The following is a 16,124-nucleotide window of genomic DNA, read 5'->3' as shown; positions in this document are numbered from 1 at the left end:
AAATCGATTTTTCGCTGCCCATAAGCCCAGGATAATCGGCGTGTCTGTGCATTTTCATCGCCAATCGAGACCCGCCAATGACTGAACTCATCGCTGTAGCCCTGTTCACTATCCTCGCCGTCATCAGCCCTGGGGCCGACTTCGCCATGGTCACTCGCAGCAGTTATGCACAGGGTCGCAAGGCCGGGCTGGCGGCTGCCGTGGGGATCGCCTTGGGCGTGCAGGTGCATGTGCTGTACACGGTGCTGGGCATCGCCGTGATCATCAGCCAGAGCCCATCGCTGTTCCTGTTCATGAAGGTGGTAGGCGCGGGTTACCTGATCTACTTGGGCTACAAGTCGCTGACCAACGCCACGCGAATCAGCCTCGACGGTATCGGTCAGCACACCGGCGCCAGCGTGTGGGCGGCACTGCGCACAGGTTTTCTAACCAATGCCCTGAACCCCAAGACCATGCTCTTCGTCATCAGCGCCTACACCCAGGTGGTCCAGCCGGGCAGCCCGCTGGCGCTGGACTTCGCTTATGGCGCGTTCATGTCCTTTGCCCATTGGGTGTGGTTCAGCCTGGTAGCGGTGTTCTTCTCCAGCACGGCACTGCGCAAGGCGATGATCGAGCGGCAGCGGCTGGTAGACCGGGTGATCGGCGTGGCACTGATCGGGCTGGGTCTGGCTGTGGCCGTGACGGGTGTTCGTTGATGTGACGCGGCCCTGTAAGGCTGCCCCCACAGGCCGTACTTTTTCGCAGGCAAAGAAAAAGGGCCTACCTTTCGGTAAGCCCTTTATCATGTTTGGTGGCTACACAGGGACTTGAACCCCGGACCCCAGCATTATGAATGCTATGCTCTAACCAACTGAGCTATGTAGCCAATGGCGCGCATTATTCCCTTGTGATGCCCCTCTGTCAACACTCATTTCAAAAAAATTTGCACGCTTTCAAAAACTTAGCCGCCAGGGGCGCCCTTAGCGAACGATCAGCCAATGCCCGAGCACGCCCTGCAGCTGTAATTGCTGGGTGCTGGCCAGTGCGGCAAGGCTTTCGGCAGGGCGGTCGAGGTTGAAATCGCCGCTTACACGCCGATGGACGGTTTGCTCGTCGAGTATCCATAGGCGTTCCCCCTGATACCCCGCCAGGCGTTCCAGCACCTGCCCCAGTGGCATGTCGGTGGCACGCAGTCGGCCGTTGCGCCAACTGTCGGCGGTCTTCAGATCAGCCTTTTGCACGCTATCGATCCGCGTGCCATCGAACGTCACCCGCTCGCCGGCCGAGACCAGGCGCTGCTCGCCGCCCTGGACAACCATTGCCTTGCCACTGACCACTACCAGTTCGTCATGGTGTGCATAGCGTGCGATTTGCAGGCGGGTACCAAATACCTGGATGCGCGCATCGCCCACTTCCACTTCCATGGCTCGGCCATCGAGCAGCACCTCCAGGTACACCTGGCCTTGGACCAGGTGCAACTGACGGGTACGCCCACGCAGGTCCACGTTCATCGCGCTGGCGCTGTCCAGGTGCACGGTCGAACCGTCGGCCAGGCGCAGGCTGCGGCGTTCGCCAACGTCGGTGTGCATCTCGCTGCCCAGGCGCTGCATCAGCGGCCAGTACAGGTAAGCCAAAGCGCCCAGCACCAGCAAAAACAGCAGGGCCAGCCATTTGCCCAGGTGGCTGCGGCGGGCCGTTATCTGCCGCGGGCGGGGGCGAGCCGGTGGGGGTTGCAGTTGTTGCCAGAAGGTTTCCAGCTCAGCGTAGGCCTGGGCGTTTTGCGGCGCCTGGCACCAGGCGGCGAATACCTGGCGTTCGCCTTCGTCACAGCCGGGTTGACGCAAACGCGAGAACCACTCCAGGGCTTCCTGCTGTGGATCGGGCTGGAATTGCTTGGCGGGCATCGGGCTCATGGGATCGGTCTGCTCACGATAGGGGCCGTTTTGCCCAACGATGACAGGGGAATGAGTCGAGGATGCTAATTATATTGAGAACCATTTACAAGTACGTTTCGACAGAGGGATAAAAAAGGTAGCTATGTATCTATTTGTTTCCCGATAATCGGATCCCAAATCTGCGCACGGAGATTCAGGCACATGGCCATCAGTAGCACCTCCACGGCGTCCACCAACGCTGCGGCGAACCCAGCCAACCCGTTGGTGATGCGCATCATCGGCTTCTGCGCCTTGGCGCACCTGATCAATGACCTGATCCAGTCGGTGTTGCCGGCGATCTACCCGATGCTCAAAGCCAACTACGACCTGAGCTTCGCCCAGATCGGCATGATCACCCTGACCTTCCAGATCACGGCCTCGCTGCTGCAACCCTGGGTTGGCTTCTTTACCGACCGTCGGCCCGCGCCGAACCTGTTGCCGCTGGGTACCCTGTGCACGCTGGTGGGCATCGTCATGCTGGCCTTCGTCGGCAGCTTCCCGATGATTCTGCTGGCGTCGGCCTTGGTGGGTATCGGTTCGTCCACCTTCCACCCAGAGACTTCACGCATCGCGCGGCTGGCATCGGGCGGGCGCTTTGGCCTGGCTCAATCGACCTTCCAGGTGGGTGGTAACACCGGCTCGGCGCTGGGGCCGCTGTTGGCTGCGGCGATCGTGATTCCGTTCGGGCAGACGCACGTGGCCTGGTTCGGTCTGGCAGGGCTGTTCTTCTTCGCCGTGACCTTGATGCTGCGCAGTTGGTACAAGGAGCACCTGAACCAGGCCAAGGCCCGCAAGGCCGTGCAGGCCACCCATGGCATCTCGCGCAAGCGGGTGATTGCGGCGCTGATCGTGCTGGGCCTGCTGGTGTTCTCCAAGTACTTCTACATGGCCAGTTTCACCAGCTACTTCACCTTCTACCTGATCGAGAAGTTCGACGTCTCGGTGGCCAGCTCGCAACTGCACCTGTTCCTGTTCCTCGGCGCAGTCGCGGCCGGTACCTTCTTTGGTGGCCCGATCGGTGACCGTATCGGGCGCAAGGCGGTGATCTGGTTCTCGATTCTGGGCGTGACGCCGTTCACCCTGGCACTGCCGTATGCCGACCTGTTCTGGACCACGGTGTTGAGCGTGGTGATCGGCTTCATCCTGGCCTCAGCGTTTTCGGCCATCGTGGTGTATGCACAGGAGCTGGTGCCGGGAAGCGTGGGCATGATTGCCGGGATCTTCTTCGGGCTGATGTTTGGCTTTGGCGGCATCGGCGCGGCGCTGCTGGGGTATGTCGCGGACCTGCGCGGTATCGAGTATGTGTATGGTGTGTGCTCGTTCCTGCCGTTGTTCGGGTTGTTGGCGGTGTTGCTGCCGTCTACCGGCAAGCGTTGAGCCTGCAGGGGGCCGCGCTGCTGCGGCCCCTGATGATTGACGGCCCGACCACCGTTAGCCTAGAGTGCCGCCTCTTTTCACCAACCTGCGTAGTCAAAGCAATGCGCCGTAACCCGTCCCTCCCACATGCTCGCCAGCCTGTACTCCAGGCCCTGCGTCGTGCATGGCCGAGCGACACGGTGCTCAAGCGTCGGCGCAGCGTGCTGTTTGCCTTCACCTTCTCGCCACACCTCGCCCTGAACTGATCCGCGCTTTTGCGTCGTCCGCCGTCCCGGCGTACGCGCTCGTGTTTGCTCGTCTTTTCGGTTTGCAAGGAGTGGTAAATGAACATGCGTTTGCTGGCGGGCTTATTGTTCGCCGTGTCGGTGGTGGGCTTCAGCCTGGGGGCCAGCCTGCCGTTGGTGTCGTTGCGTCTGCATGAGGCCGGCGCAGGCACGCTTGAAATCGGCATCATTTCGGCCATCCCAGCGGCAGGGATGATGCTCTCGGCGTTCATGGTCGATGCCTGCTGCCGGCTGCTGACCCGGCGCACCATTTACCTGCTGTGCTTCAGCTTGTGCACCGTCAGCATTGCCTTGCTGGAGTCCGCCTTCGACTCGATCTGGCTGCTGGCATTGCTGCGCCTGGGCCTGGGCATCGGCATGGGTATCGCCATCATTCTGGGCGAGTCCTGGGTCAACGAGCTGTGCCCCGAGCACAACCGCGGCAAGATCATGGCCCTGTACGCCACCAGCTTCACCGGTTTCCAGGTCCTTGGCCCGGCGATGCTGGCCGTGCTGGGGGCTAACAGCCCTTGGATCACCGGCGTGGTCACCGCCTGCTATGGCCTGGCCCTGCTGTGCATCGTGCTGACCGTGCCCAACGATTACGTCGAGCATGAAGAAGGCGACAAAAGCTTCGGCCTGGCCGGCTTCTTCCGCGTGGCGCCGGCCTTGTGCGTGGCGGTGTTGTTCTTCTCCTTCTTCGACGCCGTGGTGCTGTCGCTGCTGCCGGTATATGCCACCAGCCACGGGTTTGCCGTGGGTGTGGCGGCGCTGATGGTGACGGTGGTGTTTGCCGGCGACATGTTGTTCCAGCTGCCCTTGGGCTGGTTGGCCGACCGGGTCGAGCGCACTGGGCTGCACCTGGTGTGCGGCCTGGTGGCGATGCTGATTGGCATCGGCTTGCCGTGGCTGCTGCAGATGACCTGGTTGCTGTGGCCGCTGCTGGTGGTGCTGGGCGCTGTGGCGGGGGGCATCTATACCTTGGCGCTGGTGCTGATCGGGCAGCGCTTCAAAGGGCAGGACCTGGTCACGGCCAATGCCAGCGTCGGCTTGCTGTGGGGCGTGGGTAGCCTGGTCGGGCCGCTGGTCAGTGGCGCGGCGATGGATGTGGCACCGCACGGGCTGCCGATGGCGCTGGCGATCATGGCAGGGCTGTTCGTCTGCTTTGCCCGGCAGTCGTACCGGCGGGCAGGGCGCTTGCGAGCGGTGGCGGACTGATCACACGGTGTTCAGACGGCGCCGATGCTCACCCAATAGCGTGTGCGGTAGTCGATCCGCACCGGCAGGCTGCGTGCAAGCAGTTTCAGAATGTGTTCGGTGTCGGCCAGCTGATACGTGCCGGAGACCTTCAGATTTGCCACTTCGTCGGCACAGCGCAGCAGGCCCGGGCGGTAGCGGGCGAGTTCGGCGGTAAATTCACCCAGCGGCATCTGCTGCACGCTGAGCACGCCGTCGGTCCAGCCCCAGGGGTCGCTGTGCAGGCTCACGGCCTGCAAGCTGCCGTTGGCCAGCACTTGCAACGTTTCGCCGGCCTGCACCCCTCGCGCTGAGGCAGACGCGGGAAACAGCGTGACCTCGCCACGGCGTACTGCCAGCAACAGGCCATTGTCGTTTTCGCGCAGCAGCAACTGGCCGTCGAGTGTGGCCAGGGTGGCGACACGCGTATCGATACGGAACGGGCGGCTGTCGTTGGCGTTGCTGTCCAGGCTGACCTCGCCCCGTATCAGTTCAAGCTGACGTTGTTCGTTGCTGTAGCGCAGGTCGATGGCGCTGGCGGTGTTGAGCTGGATACGGCTGCCATCGCTGCCTTGTAACTGCCGGCGCTCACCTGCGGCGGTGCTGCTGTCAGCCAGTAGCTGCGGCAGGCCCAATGGCTCGCGCGCAGCCCAGCCCAGGCTGCCCCCGACGGCCAGCAGCGCCAGCAGCTTGAGGTGGTCACGGCGGCTGGTGTGCTGACGTTGGCGGGCGTCGAGGGTGCGTCGGCTCAGTGCCTTGGGTAGCCCGGCCAGCTCGTCGCTAAGGCTACTGACGCGCTGCCAGGCCTGAGGGTTTTGTGGGTGGCTGGCCAGCCATTGCTGAAATTGCCGCTCGGTACGCGGGCTGGGGGTGTCGAAGCGCAACTTCACCAGCCAGTCGATGGCCTGGTCGACCTGGGCCTGCGCGGGCGTGCTGTCAGAGCTCGACATAACGCAACCGATAGCAGACACCCAGCGCTCTGGCCAGGTCGCGCTCGACAGTCGCGCGGGAGACATCAAGGCGCTGGGCGATCTGCGCGATGCTCAGCCCGTCGATCTGGGCCAGCAAGAAGGCCTGCCGCACACGTGGCTTCAGCGCGTGCAGGGCGCGGTCTAGGCGCTCCAAGGTATCGAGGATGACCAGCCGGTGTTCCTCGCTGGGCACGTCGGCCTCAGGTAGATGGGCCAGGCTTTCCTGATAGGCGCGCTCCAGGGCGCGGCGGCGGAACTGGTCGATCATCAGCCCACGGGCGATGGCGCTCAGATAAGCACGAGGCTCCTTGAGCGGCGAGACCTGGCGGGCACGCAACAGCCGTACGAAGGTATCCTGGGCCAGGTCGGCGGCATGCTCATGGCACCCGACCCGGCTGCGCAACCAGCCGCTGAGCCAGGCGTGGTGGGACTGATAGAGCAGAGCGACCTCGGTTGGCTTGAGCGTGTCGTTGATCTGCATCGTATCGGAGGCCTGATCCCGTGGGGGTATGCGATTGTGAATAGTTCTCAATTCTATGCGCGGAGCGCGGCACAGAGCAATGGTATGCCAGGAATTAGCCCCGCAAGATCCGGCGTTTCGCCGATGAACGGCTGGGCTAAGCTAGGTCTCTAGTCAACCTGTTGGAACCGCCATGATCCTGGCTGACCTTTCGCCCGAAACCTACCGCGAAGCGACCCGATACCTTGCCGGCGCGGACCCGGACTGGGCGCGGCATATTGCTGCAATTGGGCCGTGCCTGCACCAGGCGACGCCGGGGCGCGAGCCCTATGAGGCGCTGGTTAGGGCGATTGCCTACCAGCAGTTGCATGCCCGCGCTGCCGAGTCGATTCTGGGGCGGCTGTTGGCGCTGTTCCCCGAGGGCAGCTTTCCTGCACCGGACCAACTGCTGGCTGTAACGCCAGAGGCGATGCGCGCATGCGGCTTTTCGGCGAGCAAGGCAGCTACCATCCAGGGCATTGCCCAGGCCCGCCTCGCGGGCGTGGTGCCCAGCCGCGAGGAGGCGCTGGGCATGCCCGATGAAGCGTTGATCGAGCGTCTGGTGGCCCTGCGTGGGGTAGGGCGGTGGACGGTAGAGATGTTGCTGATCTACAGCCTTGAACGCTCGGACATTCTGCCGGTGGACGATTTCGGGGTGCGCGAGGGGTATCGTCGGCTCAAGGGGCTGGAGAAGGCGCCAACACCGGCGCAGATGCGCTCGCTGGGCGGTGGCTGGCACCCGTACCGGACCGTGGCGGCCTGGTACCTGTGGCGGGCCTGAGGGCGTTGCAGTGCCTGTACCGGCCTCTTCGCGGGCAAGCCCGCTCCCACAGATTGCCACTGTGCTCGTGACCAGTGGGGTACTTGTGGGAGCGGGCTTGCCCGCGAAGAGGCCGCTACAGGTGTAAACCGAATGGGAGGCGCGATGAAACCCTACACCACCCCCGAACAACGTTGGCAGGCCGTGCAGGCCCGCGACGGCAACGCCGCCGGCCACTTCGTCTACGCCGTACGCACCACCGGTATCTATTGCCGCCCAGGTTGCAAAGCGCGTATGGCCAAGCGCGAAAACATCGAGTTCTACAACGATGCCAACGCCGCCGAATGTGCGGGTTACCGGGCCTGCAAGCGTTGCACGAGCGCAAGCCGTGCCACTGCAACCCGGCGTAGTGAGCTGGTCACACGCGCCTGCCGCCTGATCGAGGGCGATGAGTTTTCGTCGAACCTCGACCAGCTCAGCGCACAACTGGCGGTCAGCCCCTTTCACCTGCACCGTCTGTTCAAGGCCGAAACCGGCTTGACCCCCAAGGCCTACGCCTCGGCATTCCGCGCCCGGCGCCTGCGCGAGCACCTGGAAAAGGGCCAGCGCTCGGTGACTGACGCCATCTACGACGCTGGCTACACCTCCAACAGCCGCTTCTACGAAAGTGCCGAGCAACGCCTGGGCATGCGCCCCAAGGCCTACCGTGCCGGTGGGCTGGGGGCGACCATTCGCTTTGCACTTGGCCAGTGTTCGCTGGGTGCGATTCTGGTGGCCCAGAGCGAGAAGGGCATCTGCGCGATCCTGCTGGGCGATGACCCCGAGGCACTGCTGCACGGGTTGCAGGACCAGTTCCCCAACGCCCGGCTGATCGGTGGCGACAGCGAATACGAGCGCGTGGTCGCCGAGGTGGTGGGTTTCGTGGAAGCCCCCGCACTGGGCCTGGCACTGCCCCTTGATGTGCAAGGCACGGCATTTCAGGAGCGAGTCTGGCAGGCCTTGCGCGAGGTACCTGCCGGCTGTCGGGTCAGCTACACCGACATCGCCGAGCGTATCGGCGCGCCCAAAGCGGTGCGCGCGGTGGCCATGGCGTGCGCGGCCAACTGCATTGCCGTGGCCATCCCTTGCCACCGGGTGGTACGCCGCGACGGCGATATCAGCGGCTACCGTTGGGGCGTCGAGCGCAAGCAGCAACTGCTCAAGCGAGAAACGGCACTCTCCTGATCGCTTCAAGCCGCGTAGAATCCCCCGCCAAATCGAAATGTATAGAGGAATGTTCGATGAGGCGTGTCAGCCTTGCCCGTTATTGCCTAGGCGTATTGGCCCTGATGGTGGCGTTGGCCACCCCGGCCTGGTCCGCCCCGGCCACGCCAGTCTCCAGCCTGGCGGCTGCCGAGCTGCCGGTTCTCGACGAGAACGCGAGCCTTGAGCAGTTGAATGATCGACTCGACCTGATCCGTCAGGGGGTGACCAGCAACGCCAATGACGACGTGCTCTCACAGCTGCGCCTGGCGGCCATGCAGGTGCAGCGTCAGGCCGATGCCCTCAGTGCGCTGCGCGCCACTGACGTGCAAGGCCTGGACGACAAACTCAAGGTGCTGGGCCCGCTGCAGAAGGATGAGGCCACGAGCATCACCCTTCAGCGCAAAGACCTTGAGGCACAGAAAAAGACCGTACTGGCTGAGCAGGAACAGGCGACCAAGCTGACCCAGTCGGCTCGCGATCTGTCCACGCAGATCGTCAACCTGCGCCGCAGCCAGTTCAACTCGCAGGTCACCAGCCGCGCCACCAGCCCGCTGACCCCGGCGTTCTGGCAGTCACTGATCCGCCCCACCGATGAAGACCTGGCACGCCTGCGCGACCTGCGTGGCGAGGCTGCCGATGCCGTGGCCAGCGCATTCAGTGCCGAGCATCGCTGGTTGTTCCTCACCAGCCTGGTAGCGGCGATTCTGGTGTGGACGCTGGTCCGCCGGCTGCTCGAACGTTTGCTGGCGGACGCCATGATCCGCTGGCTGCCGGAAGGCCGCCTGCGTCGCAGCGCCTTGGCCCTGAGCGTCAGCCTGGCGACGCTGGGCACCATTGCCGGCTCCGTGTCGCTGCTGCGCTGGGGCCTGGAAAGCAGCGCCGAGCTGGGCTCGGATATCGCCAGCCTGACCAACCACATCCTCACCCTGGTGGTGTTCAGCGCCTTCATTTCCGGCCTGGGCCGCGCCATGTTGATGCTGCAACGCCCGTCCTGGCGCCTGCCGCCGATCCATGATGAGGTGGCCAGCGCCCTGGGTTGGTTCCCGAAACTGCTGGCGCTGGCGCTGATGGTGCTGCTGACCCAGGAGCGCATCAACAGCGTGATCGGCACCAGCCTGGCGCTGACCGTGGCCACCAACGGCCTGACCGCACTGGTGGTGGCGGTAATCTTCTCGGTGGCCTTGCTGCGCTACCGCCGCACCTTGCGCAAGCACGACCTGGAGCGCCCGACCGGCCTGGCGGGCCTGATCCCCTTCGTCATCGTGGTGTGGGTGGGGCTGATCTTGCTGGCACTGCTGGCCGGCTTCCTGACCCTGGCCTACTTCCTGACCGCCAAGTTGCTGTGGATCAGCGTGGTGGCCACCTGTGCCTACCTGTTGACCACCTTCCTGGGCGACCTGTGCGAAACGTTGTTGTCGCCGCGTCAGCCCGGTGGCCTGGCCTTGGCATCGACCTTGGGCCTGGCGCCACGCCACCAGGCCCAGGCCAGCACGATACTGGCCGGTATTGGCCGTACTGTGTTGCTGTTCCTGGCTGTACTGCTGGCCTTCACCCCTTCGGGCACCAGCCCCGGTGAATTGCTGCTCAGCCTGGGTGATTGGGACGACACCGGCGGCAAGATGCTCGGCAACCTGAACATCGTGCCGCAGGACATCCTGCTGGCGGTGGTGATGTTCTTCGGCGGTATGTTCGGCATCCGTGTGCTCAAGCGCTGGTTGAGCGAGCGCCTGCTGCCGGAAACCGACATGGACGCCGGCATGCGTGCCTCGCTGGTAACGCTGGTGGGTTACCTGGGCTTCCTGTTCCTGGCCATGCTGGTGATGTCGACCTTGCGCATCAACCTGACCAGCCTGACCTGGGTGGTGAGTGCGCTGTCGGTCGGTATTGGTTTTGGCTTGCAGCAGATCGTGCAGAACTTCATCTCCGGCCTGATCCTGCTCACCGAGCGCCCGGTGAAGGTGGGCGACTGGGTCAGCTTGGCGGGTGTCGAGGGTGATATCCGTCGCATCAACGTGCGCGCCACCGAAATTCAGATGTCCGACCGCTCGACGGTGATCGTGCCCAACTCGCAGTTTATTTCCCAGAACGTGCGCAACGTGACCATGGGCAATGCCCTGGGGGTCGTCAGCATTACCCTGACCCTGCCACTGGAGACCGATGCCAACCATGTGCGGGAGCTGCTGCTGGCGGCGTACCACGAGCACGAGGCGATCCTGGATGCGCCCGCGACTTCGGTATCGTTCAAGGACCTGACGACCAGTGGCATGGTGATTGCGGTCAGTGGTTACGTGGCCGGGCCGCGGCAGGTGTCCAGCACACGCAGTGACCTGCTGTTCACCATTCTTGGTCGGTTGCGCGATGAGGGCATTCCGTTGTCGTCGCCGCAAAGCATGGTGTTGGTGCAAGAGACCGTGCGCCCGGCTGACGAGTCGGTGTGAAGCGGGGGCCGCTGTGCGGCCCATTCGCGGGGCAAGCCCGCTCCCACAGATTTTGCTTGATCTGAAGGCAGCAGGGGGCCTGTGGGAGCGGGCTTGCCCCGCGAATGGGCTGCAGAGCAGCCCCGGCTTCAATGCTGCTTGGCCTGCCTGATCCTCACCAGAATCACCAGCAGCACCAACAGCACTGGCGGCGCCATCGCCAACAACCCATCCCGCGCCGTCAGCCCCACCCCCAGCACATTCAGCCCCCCGTACAGCAGCTTGAATAGGTTCAGCAGGTAATAGGTGATGGCAATGATCGACAGCCCCTCCACGGCCCGCTGAATCTTCACCTGGGCGTCGGCGCGGGCATTGAGGCTGCGCAGGATCTCCGCATTCTGCTCTTCCATTTCCACCTGCACCCGCGCTTGCAGCAGGTCGCCCAGGTTGGCGACATTCTTCGCCAGCTGTTCCAGCCGTTGCTCGGTGGCTGCGCAATAACGCACAGTGGGCTTGAAGCGACGTTCGATGAACACGCCCAAACGCTGGCAATCGCCCACGTGGCTTTCGCGCAGTTCGCCCAAGCGCTCGAACACCAGTTGCGCATACGCCTGGGTTGCACCGAAGCGGTGACGGGTCTTCACCGTGTGGCTGACCACTTGGCGCGAGAGGTGGGCGATGGCGTCAAGCAACCCCTTGGAGTCATGGCCATCGCCCCCGGTGCTGCGTTCGGACAGGCTCACCAGGGTCTTGTCGAAGGCGTCGAGCTCCTGGCTCAGGGCCTTGGCCGTGGTCAAAGTCAGCGAAGCCATCATGCGGTAAGTCTCGATCTCCAGCAGGCGCCGGATCATCCGGCCCTGGCGGTAGGCATTGAGGCGGCGGTTGATGAACAGGAAGCGGTTGGTGCCGTCCTCGGTCAGGCGAAAATCGCTCCACACCGACGCATCGCCACCGCCCACGCAGGAGCCGCACGGGTCTTTGAAACCATAGCGGGGCAGGTCCAGGTCCTGTTCATCGCGTACCAGCACCTGCACCGCATTGATTACCTGCGCCGTTTGCGGGGCGATGGCTTCGGCCAGTACCTGCGGCAGGGCTTGCCACTCGGTGTCGGCGGTGGCGCAGGGCACGACCAGGGTCAGGGTGAAGAACTCGGTGTGCCTTTCCCACTTGAACGGGTGCCCGTCCAGGCGGGTGATGCCCTGCGCTGCGTTGGTGTCCTGCGCCTCTGGGCAGCAGCGTTGCAGCAGCGCGGCACACGCGGCATCGCCGCCGAGTAGGGCGAGGTGGAAGACATGGGCCGGGCCGTCGAAATACAGCGACGGGCGAGCGTGCAGTTCGTTGTGCAAGGCGGTGCGTTGAGGGTGCATGGTGGTCCGGCCTGGTGTTGTGATTGTGGGGGTACCAGGGAGTGGGACTTGGCGGGGGGAGGGGAAAGTCACGTGACCATGAGGGCGTTTGTGAAACGGAATCAAGCGTAAAGCAAAAGCCCCTTGTGACAACCGTCAGCAAGGGGCTTCTTTACCAGCGCTGGGGTTAACCCAGGCAGCGCGTCACATGCTTCACCGACAGGTACCCCGACAAACCCCAAGGCCCAAGCTCGCGCCCAATCCCGCTGCCTTTGGTCCCGCCCCACGAGGTCTCGACGAACACGGCCTGCACCGAGTTGATCCACACGTGGCCAACCTCCAGCGCATCGGCAACCCGTTCGGCGCGTTCCAGGTCGGCCGAGCAGACCGTGGCCACCAGGCCGAAGCGGCTGTCATTGGCTTCAGCGATTGCCTGCGCTTCAGTGGTGAAGCGCCGTGCGCACAGCACCGGGCCGAAGATTTCTTCAGTCCACAGGCGGCTGTGGGCTGGTACGTCCACATACAGCGTGGGGCTGACGAACCAGCCTTCACGGTCCAGCGCCTTGCCGCCAGCCAGGCACTGCAGGCCTTCTTCGCGTGCGGTAGCAAAGTAGCTGGCAACCTTCAGCCATTGCGCCTGGCTGGTCAGCGGGCCCATGTCCACTTCTTCGTTCAACGGGTTGCCCACCCGCAGGTTCTCCAGTGCTGCCTGCAAGCGCGGCAGCAGCGTATCGGCAATGCCGTCCTGCACCAGTAGGCGCGAGGTGGCCGAGCACATCTGACCGGCGTTCCAGCTGATGCCGGCGACAATCCATTCCACGGCCTGGTCGATATCGCAATCATCGAACACCACGATTGCTGACTTGCCGCCCAGCTCCAGCGTCACGGGCCGGCATTGGGTAGAGGCGCTGCGCATCACCTGGCTGCCGACACTGTTGCTGCCGGTGAACGACAGCTTGTCCAGGCCCGCGTGGTTGCTCAGCGCCGCGCCGGTTTCGGCCTTGCCGTTGACGATGTTCAGCACACCGGCGGGCAGCCCGAGGGTATCGGCGATCTGGCCGTAAGCCTGCTCGACCAGCGGGGTGACCTCCGAGGGTTTGAGCACCACGGTGCAGCCTGCGGCCAAGGCGGGCGCGAGCTTCCAGGCGCTGGTCACCAGTGGGAAGTTCCACGGCACGATCAGGCCGACTACGCCGACGGGCTCCAGGCGAGTACGGGCGGTAAAGCCGGGTGCGGCCAGGGGCACGTTGCGGTTCTTTTCCGGCAGTTGTTCAGCCAGCTCGGCGTAGTAGCTGAACGTGGCAATCGCGTCGTCCAGGTCGATTTCGGCTTCGTGGCGGGGCTTGCCGTTGTTGCGCATCTGCAGGGTGATCAACGCTTCACGGCGTTGCCCGAGCTGGTCTGCAAAACCGCGCAGGTACGCTGCACGCTCGCTGGCGCTGGTCTGTTTCCAGGCAGGCAGGGCTTGGCGTGCAGCAGCCACGGCCTGGTCGACCTGGGCAACGCTGGCGGCCATAAATTCGGCGAAGGGCAGGCCCAATGCAGGGTCATTGACGCTAATGCAGTCGCTGCCTTGGCCTTCGACCCAGTGGCCGTTGATGTAGTGAGAAGTGGTCATGGGCGGATTCCAGTCAGGCCTTTTCGGCAGTGATTACCGGCGTGTGGGTGATGTTTTTCAGGGCACCCAGCGCGGGCCATTGGGCCCCTACACGCCAGCACGGTAAAACCCTTGGCCTGCCGCACCTGGAGTGTTTGGTCCACGGGAGTGGCCTCACGGTTTTTGTGATTGTGGTGGGCGATTCTGGTGGCGGTTGGTGGGGGGAAAAATCGCTGGGGGCAAATAATCAGTTCAGGAAAGTGTGAACTTTTTGACTAACTGCCGGCTTCACGCAGGTGCGTAAGGGCACCTGGGCCGGTCAGCGCTTGGGGCCGTGCCAGGACGACTGATCCTTAGGTAGATCGCCACGCGGGTCGTTCACAGTGAGGGAACCGTGCGCGGGAAGTTGGTCGGTGTAGAGCACAAGATTCTTACCACCGGGGTGCGCAACGGACTCAAAAACGATCCCTGCACAATCGACTTCAAGAACGAGGTCACCAATGAGCCAACTGGGCGGTTCGACACCTTCGTTGAAGCGAATCTTTCGCCAGTCGCAGAAAAAGTCTTTCCAGATTGCCGGCCAGTCTTCTTGGTAGCCACCGGTAAAATCGATCACTCGGTCCAGCGTGAGCGAGTAGCTCACCAGAAGGCCAGGAGGTAGAAACGAGCTACCTTGCTGGAACTCTGCCACCGCCGTTACTGGCTCCAGGGACAGGTAGAGAGCCTCCAGCCCCTTGCGATTGGCCCGACCGCCCTGAGTAGCTGCACCCGCTCCGGACATTGGCGCTACCGCCCACTTCGGTGTGTGCAGGCGGTAACAGGCCAAGTTTAGATAAGAGGTGATCTTCATCCTTGAGCGCCGGCTTCCCACGACTGGAGGAAGGCGATCAACTGTTCAGTCCGGCCTTCGCTGACAACCTCTTCTGCGGTCTTGTAATCGAAGGTGGAAAGGGGTTCGTTCTTGAACCAGAAAATGGCCTTGGTCATTTCGGTACCCATGTCGGTCACAGCGCGCAGGACCCGTACAGCATCGCGAATGTATGCCTGGATCTTTTCCGACTCGGGGGCGTTACGCACCGTATTGCGATGGACGTGGGCACGGGCCGCGAATGTCTGCTGGTCCATCGAGAACACTTTCAAGAACCGCTCAGGGGAAAACATGACCCGGTTAACTTCGCGAAGCGCTTCCATCAACCCTTCGAAAGTGGTGGGGTGAAGTTCCAATACTGCATTACTGGCCATGGTTGACCTCCTGGCGATTTTTGCTTCTCACGTGCACAATATTTGCACAAATTCAGCATATATCAAGCTTGCTCGACAGGTGGGCAGGCTATCCGCGAAGTGACCGGCACAAGCCGATCCTGCTGTCATCGAACTGCAACTTACATCCCGCAACATTTCTGCCATCAACCCCAATGCCTCATTGCGAGTTCGAATGGGTCATCCCGCGCTGCATCCGCAACAGGACCACGACCTGTTCGGCCTGCTCTATGCGTTCGCCTTCCGCCCAGGCCAACCCGGTCGCGAGATCGATTCGGCGCAGCTGCTGCGCAAGCTCGGCGAGCCGCCCGAGCCCGACGAGTTTCTGTGGCTACACCTGAACCTGGCCCATGCCGCCTGTGAGCGTTGGCTGCGCGCCCACCTGACGCTGCCCGAGGCCTTCTTCGAAACCTTGCGCGAGGGTTCTCGTTCGACCCGTATCGAGCATGCCGATTCGGCACTGCTGGCGGTGGTCAACGACGTGGTCTTCAACTTCGGCCTGGTGTCTTCGGACATCTCCACGTTGTGGGCCTGCGCCAGCAGCCAACTGCTGGTGAGCGCACGTTTGCAGCCGTTGCATTCGGTGGACAAGCTGCGCTCGTCGGTCAAGCGTGGCGAGCGTTTTCATTCGTCCATCGAACTGCTGGTGCATCTACTGCGCGACCAGGGTGATGTGTTGACCCAGATCGTGCGCGAAACCACCACCAGCGTTGATCGCATCGAAGACCAGTTGCTGTCCCAGCGCCTGAGTGACAACCGCGCCGAACTCAGCAGCATGCGCCGGGTATTGGTGCGCCTGCAGCGCCTGCTGGCGCTCGAACCCGGGGCCCTGTTGCGACTGCTCAACCGCCCACCGGAATGGCTGCAGGAGCAGGACATGCGTCAGCTGCGCGCGGCCACCGAAGAGTTCACCCTGGTGATCAGCGACCTCACCGCCTTGGGCGAGCGGATCAAGTTGCTGCAGGAAGAGATCGCCGCCAAGCTCAACGAGCAAACCAACCGAACCCTGTTCACCCTCACCGTAGTAACTGTGCTGGCGCTGCCGATCAACATCATCGCCGGCTTCTTCGGCATGAACGTCGGGGGCGTGCCGCTGTCGGACGACCCGCACGGCTTCTGGGTGCTGGTGGCACTGGTGGCGACCTTCACCGTGCTGGTGGGGCGCTGGGCGTTTCGCAAGCGCCGTGAGTACTGACGGCGTGATGCGCCCCGACTGACGGTTCCCGCCATCGCTCATCCT

Annotated in this window: 14 protein-coding genes and 1 tRNA gene; 7 read left to right on the top strand and 8 right to left on the bottom strand. The window is 63.4% G+C overall.

Going from position 1 to position 16,124, the window contains the following annotated elements; all coding sequences use genetic code 11:
* Positions 1 to 77: 77 nt before the first annotated feature.
* Complete coding sequence (locus OGV19_RS20110; RefSeq protein WP_264310345.1) at positions 78 to 695, top strand: LysE family translocator; 618 nt, start codon at positions 78 to 80, stop codon at positions 693 to 695.
* Between the two features lie 93 nt (positions 696 to 788).
* On the opposite strand, the gene OGV19_RS20105 is transcribed toward OGV19_RS20110, so the two are convergent.
* A tRNA-Met gene (locus tag OGV19_RS20105) sits at positions 789 to 865 on the bottom strand.
* 94 nt (positions 866 to 959) lie between these two features.
* The gene (locus tag OGV19_RS20100; protein WP_264313980.1) at positions 960 to 1,883 is read right to left on the bottom strand and encodes a FecR family protein; all 924 of its coding nucleotides are present in this window, start codon (positions 1,881 to 1,883) and stop codon (positions 960 to 962) included.
* Positions 1,884 to 2,075: 192 nt separating this feature from the next.
* Here OGV19_RS20100 and OGV19_RS20095 point away from each other — a divergent pair, with 192 nt between their 5' ends.
* Together OGV19_RS20095 and OGV19_RS20090 are read left to right on the top strand one after the other, a co-directional pair.
* The gene (locus tag OGV19_RS20095) at positions 2,076 to 3,290 is read left to right on the top strand and encodes an MFS transporter (protein WP_264310344.1); all 1,215 of its coding nucleotides are present in this window, start codon (positions 2,076 to 2,078) and stop codon (positions 3,288 to 3,290) included.
* 323 nt (positions 3,291 to 3,613) lie between these two features.
* Positions 3,614 to 4,771 carry an MFS transporter gene (locus OGV19_RS20090; protein ID WP_264310343.1) on the top strand — a complete coding sequence of 386 codons (1,158 nt, stop codon included), beginning with the start codon at positions 3,614 to 3,616 and terminating at the stop codon, positions 4,769 to 4,771.
* An 11-nt stretch (positions 4,772 to 4,782) separates the two neighbouring features.
* Here the strand turns inward: OGV19_RS20090 and OGV19_RS20085 are convergent, their stop codons facing one another.
* Together OGV19_RS20085 and OGV19_RS20080 are read right to left on the bottom strand one after the other, a co-directional pair.
* Positions 4,783 to 5,739 carry a FecR domain-containing protein gene (locus OGV19_RS20085; RefSeq protein WP_264310342.1) on the bottom strand — a complete coding sequence of 319 codons (957 nt, stop codon included), beginning with the start codon at positions 5,737 to 5,739 and terminating at the stop codon, positions 4,783 to 4,785.
* Positions 5,726 to 6,241 carry a sigma-70 family RNA polymerase sigma factor gene (locus tag OGV19_RS20080; RefSeq protein ID WP_264310341.1) on the bottom strand — a complete coding sequence of 172 codons (516 nt, stop codon included), beginning with the start codon at positions 6,239 to 6,241 and terminating at the stop codon, positions 5,726 to 5,728. The genes OGV19_RS20085 and OGV19_RS20080 overlap by 14 nt, the downstream gene beginning before the upstream one ends.
* A gap of 172 nt (positions 6,242 to 6,413) precedes the next feature.
* On the opposite strand from OGV19_RS20080, the gene OGV19_RS20075 reads away from it, so the two are divergent.
* From OGV19_RS20075 to OGV19_RS20065, 3 genes are all read left to right on the top strand, one after another.
* Complete coding sequence (locus OGV19_RS20075; protein ID WP_264310340.1) at positions 6,414 to 7,040, top strand: DNA-3-methyladenine glycosylase family protein; 627 nt, start codon at positions 6,414 to 6,416, stop codon at positions 7,038 to 7,040.
* A gap of 144 nt (positions 7,041 to 7,184) precedes the next feature.
* Positions 7,185 to 8,243, top strand: coding sequence for a bifunctional DNA-binding transcriptional regulator/O6-methylguanine-DNA methyltransferase Ada (gene ada / locus OGV19_RS20070; protein WP_264310339.1), 1,059 nt, complete (start codon positions 7,185 to 7,187; stop codon positions 8,241 to 8,243).
* 56 nt (positions 8,244 to 8,299) lie between these two features.
* The gene (locus tag OGV19_RS20065) at positions 8,300 to 10,702 is read left to right on the top strand and encodes a DUF3772 domain-containing protein (RefSeq protein ID WP_264310338.1); all 2,403 of its coding nucleotides are present in this window, start codon (positions 8,300 to 8,302) and stop codon (positions 10,700 to 10,702) included.
* 128 nt (positions 10,703 to 10,830) lie between these two features.
* Here OGV19_RS20065 and OGV19_RS20060 read toward each other — a convergent pair whose 3' ends face one another.
* The 4 genes from OGV19_RS20060 to OGV19_RS20045 form a co-directional block, all read right to left on the bottom strand.
* Positions 10,831 to 12,048 (bottom strand): DUF3422 domain-containing protein, encoded by a 1,218-nt coding sequence (locus OGV19_RS20060; RefSeq protein WP_264310337.1) that lies wholly within the window; start codon positions 12,046 to 12,048, stop codon positions 10,831 to 10,833.
* Between the two features lie 166 nt (positions 12,049 to 12,214).
* Positions 12,215 to 13,645: an aldehyde dehydrogenase family protein gene (locus OGV19_RS20055; protein WP_264310336.1), complete on the bottom strand. Its 1,431-nt coding sequence runs from the start codon at positions 13,643 to 13,645 to the stop codon at positions 12,215 to 12,217.
* 298 nt (positions 13,646 to 13,943) lie between these two features.
* Positions 13,944 to 14,474, bottom strand: coding sequence for an RES family NAD+ phosphorylase (locus OGV19_RS20050; protein ID WP_264310335.1), 531 nt, complete (start codon positions 14,472 to 14,474; stop codon positions 13,944 to 13,946).
* Positions 14,471 to 14,866, bottom strand: coding sequence for a DUF2384 domain-containing protein (locus tag OGV19_RS20045; RefSeq protein WP_264310334.1), 396 nt, complete (start codon positions 14,864 to 14,866; stop codon positions 14,471 to 14,473). Before OGV19_RS20045 ends, OGV19_RS20050 begins: the two co-directional genes overlap by 4 nt.
* Positions 14,867 to 15,059: 193 nt before the next feature.
* On the opposite strand from OGV19_RS20045, the gene OGV19_RS20040 reads away from it, so the two are divergent.
* Positions 15,060 to 16,079 carry a transporter gene (locus OGV19_RS20040; protein ID WP_264310333.1) on the top strand — a complete coding sequence of 340 codons (1,020 nt, stop codon included), beginning with the start codon at positions 15,060 to 15,062 and terminating at the stop codon, positions 16,077 to 16,079.
* Positions 16,080 to 16,124: the final 45 nt, after the last annotated feature.

The organism is Pseudomonas putida, from assembly GCF_025905425.1.
Taxonomy (GTDB): Bacteria; Pseudomonadota; Gammaproteobacteria; order Pseudomonadales; family Pseudomonadaceae; genus Aquipseudomonas; species Aquipseudomonas putida_AF.
This window is presented reverse-complemented; position numbering and strand designations above follow the sequence as displayed.

Coding starts and splice junctions, on each gene's coding strand:
- OGV19_RS20110 (WP_264310345.1), top strand. CDS start 78: ATGACTGAACTCATCGCTGTAGCCCTGTTCACTATCCTCGCCGTCATC.
- OGV19_RS20085 (WP_264310342.1), bottom strand. CDS start 5,739: ATGTCGAGCTCTGACAGCACGCCCGCGCAGGCCCAGGTCGACCAGGCC.
- OGV19_RS20075 (WP_264310340.1), top strand. CDS start 6,414: ATGATCCTGGCTGACCTTTCGCCCGAAACCTACCGCGAAGCGACCCGA.
- OGV19_RS20065 (WP_264310338.1), top strand. CDS start 8,300: ATGAGGCGTGTCAGCCTTGCCCGTTATTGCCTAGGCGTATTGGCCCTG.
- OGV19_RS20080 (WP_264310341.1), bottom strand. CDS start 6,241: ATGCAGATCAACGACACGCTCAAGCCAACCGAGGTCGCTCTGCTCTAT.
- OGV19_RS20090 (WP_264310343.1), top strand. CDS start 3,614: ATGAACATGCGTTTGCTGGCGGGCTTATTGTTCGCCGTGTCGGTGGTG.
- OGV19_RS20045 (WP_264310334.1), bottom strand. CDS start 14,866: ATGGCCAGTAATGCAGTATTGGAACTTCACCCCACCACTTTCGAAGGG.
- OGV19_RS20100 (WP_264313980.1), bottom strand. CDS start 1,883: ATGCCCGCCAAGCAATTCCAGCCCGATCCACAGCAGGAAGCCCTGGAG.
- OGV19_RS20050 (WP_264310335.1), bottom strand. CDS start 14,474: ATGAAGATCACCTCTTATCTAAACTTGGCCTGTTACCGCCTGCACACA.
- OGV19_RS20060 (WP_264310337.1), bottom strand. CDS start 12,048: ATGCACCCTCAACGCACCGCCTTGCACAACGAACTGCACGCTCGCCCG.
- OGV19_RS20095 (WP_264310344.1), top strand. CDS start 2,076: ATGGCCATCAGTAGCACCTCCACGGCGTCCACCAACGCTGCGGCGAAC.
- OGV19_RS20055 (WP_264310336.1), bottom strand. CDS start 13,645: ATGACCACTTCTCACTACATCAACGGCCACTGGGTCGAAGGCCAAGGC.
- ada (WP_264310339.1), top strand. CDS start 7,185: ATGAAACCCTACACCACCCCCGAACAACGTTGGCAGGCCGTGCAGGCC.
- OGV19_RS20040 (WP_264310333.1), top strand. CDS start 15,060: ATGGGTCATCCCGCGCTGCATCCGCAACAGGACCACGACCTGTTCGGC.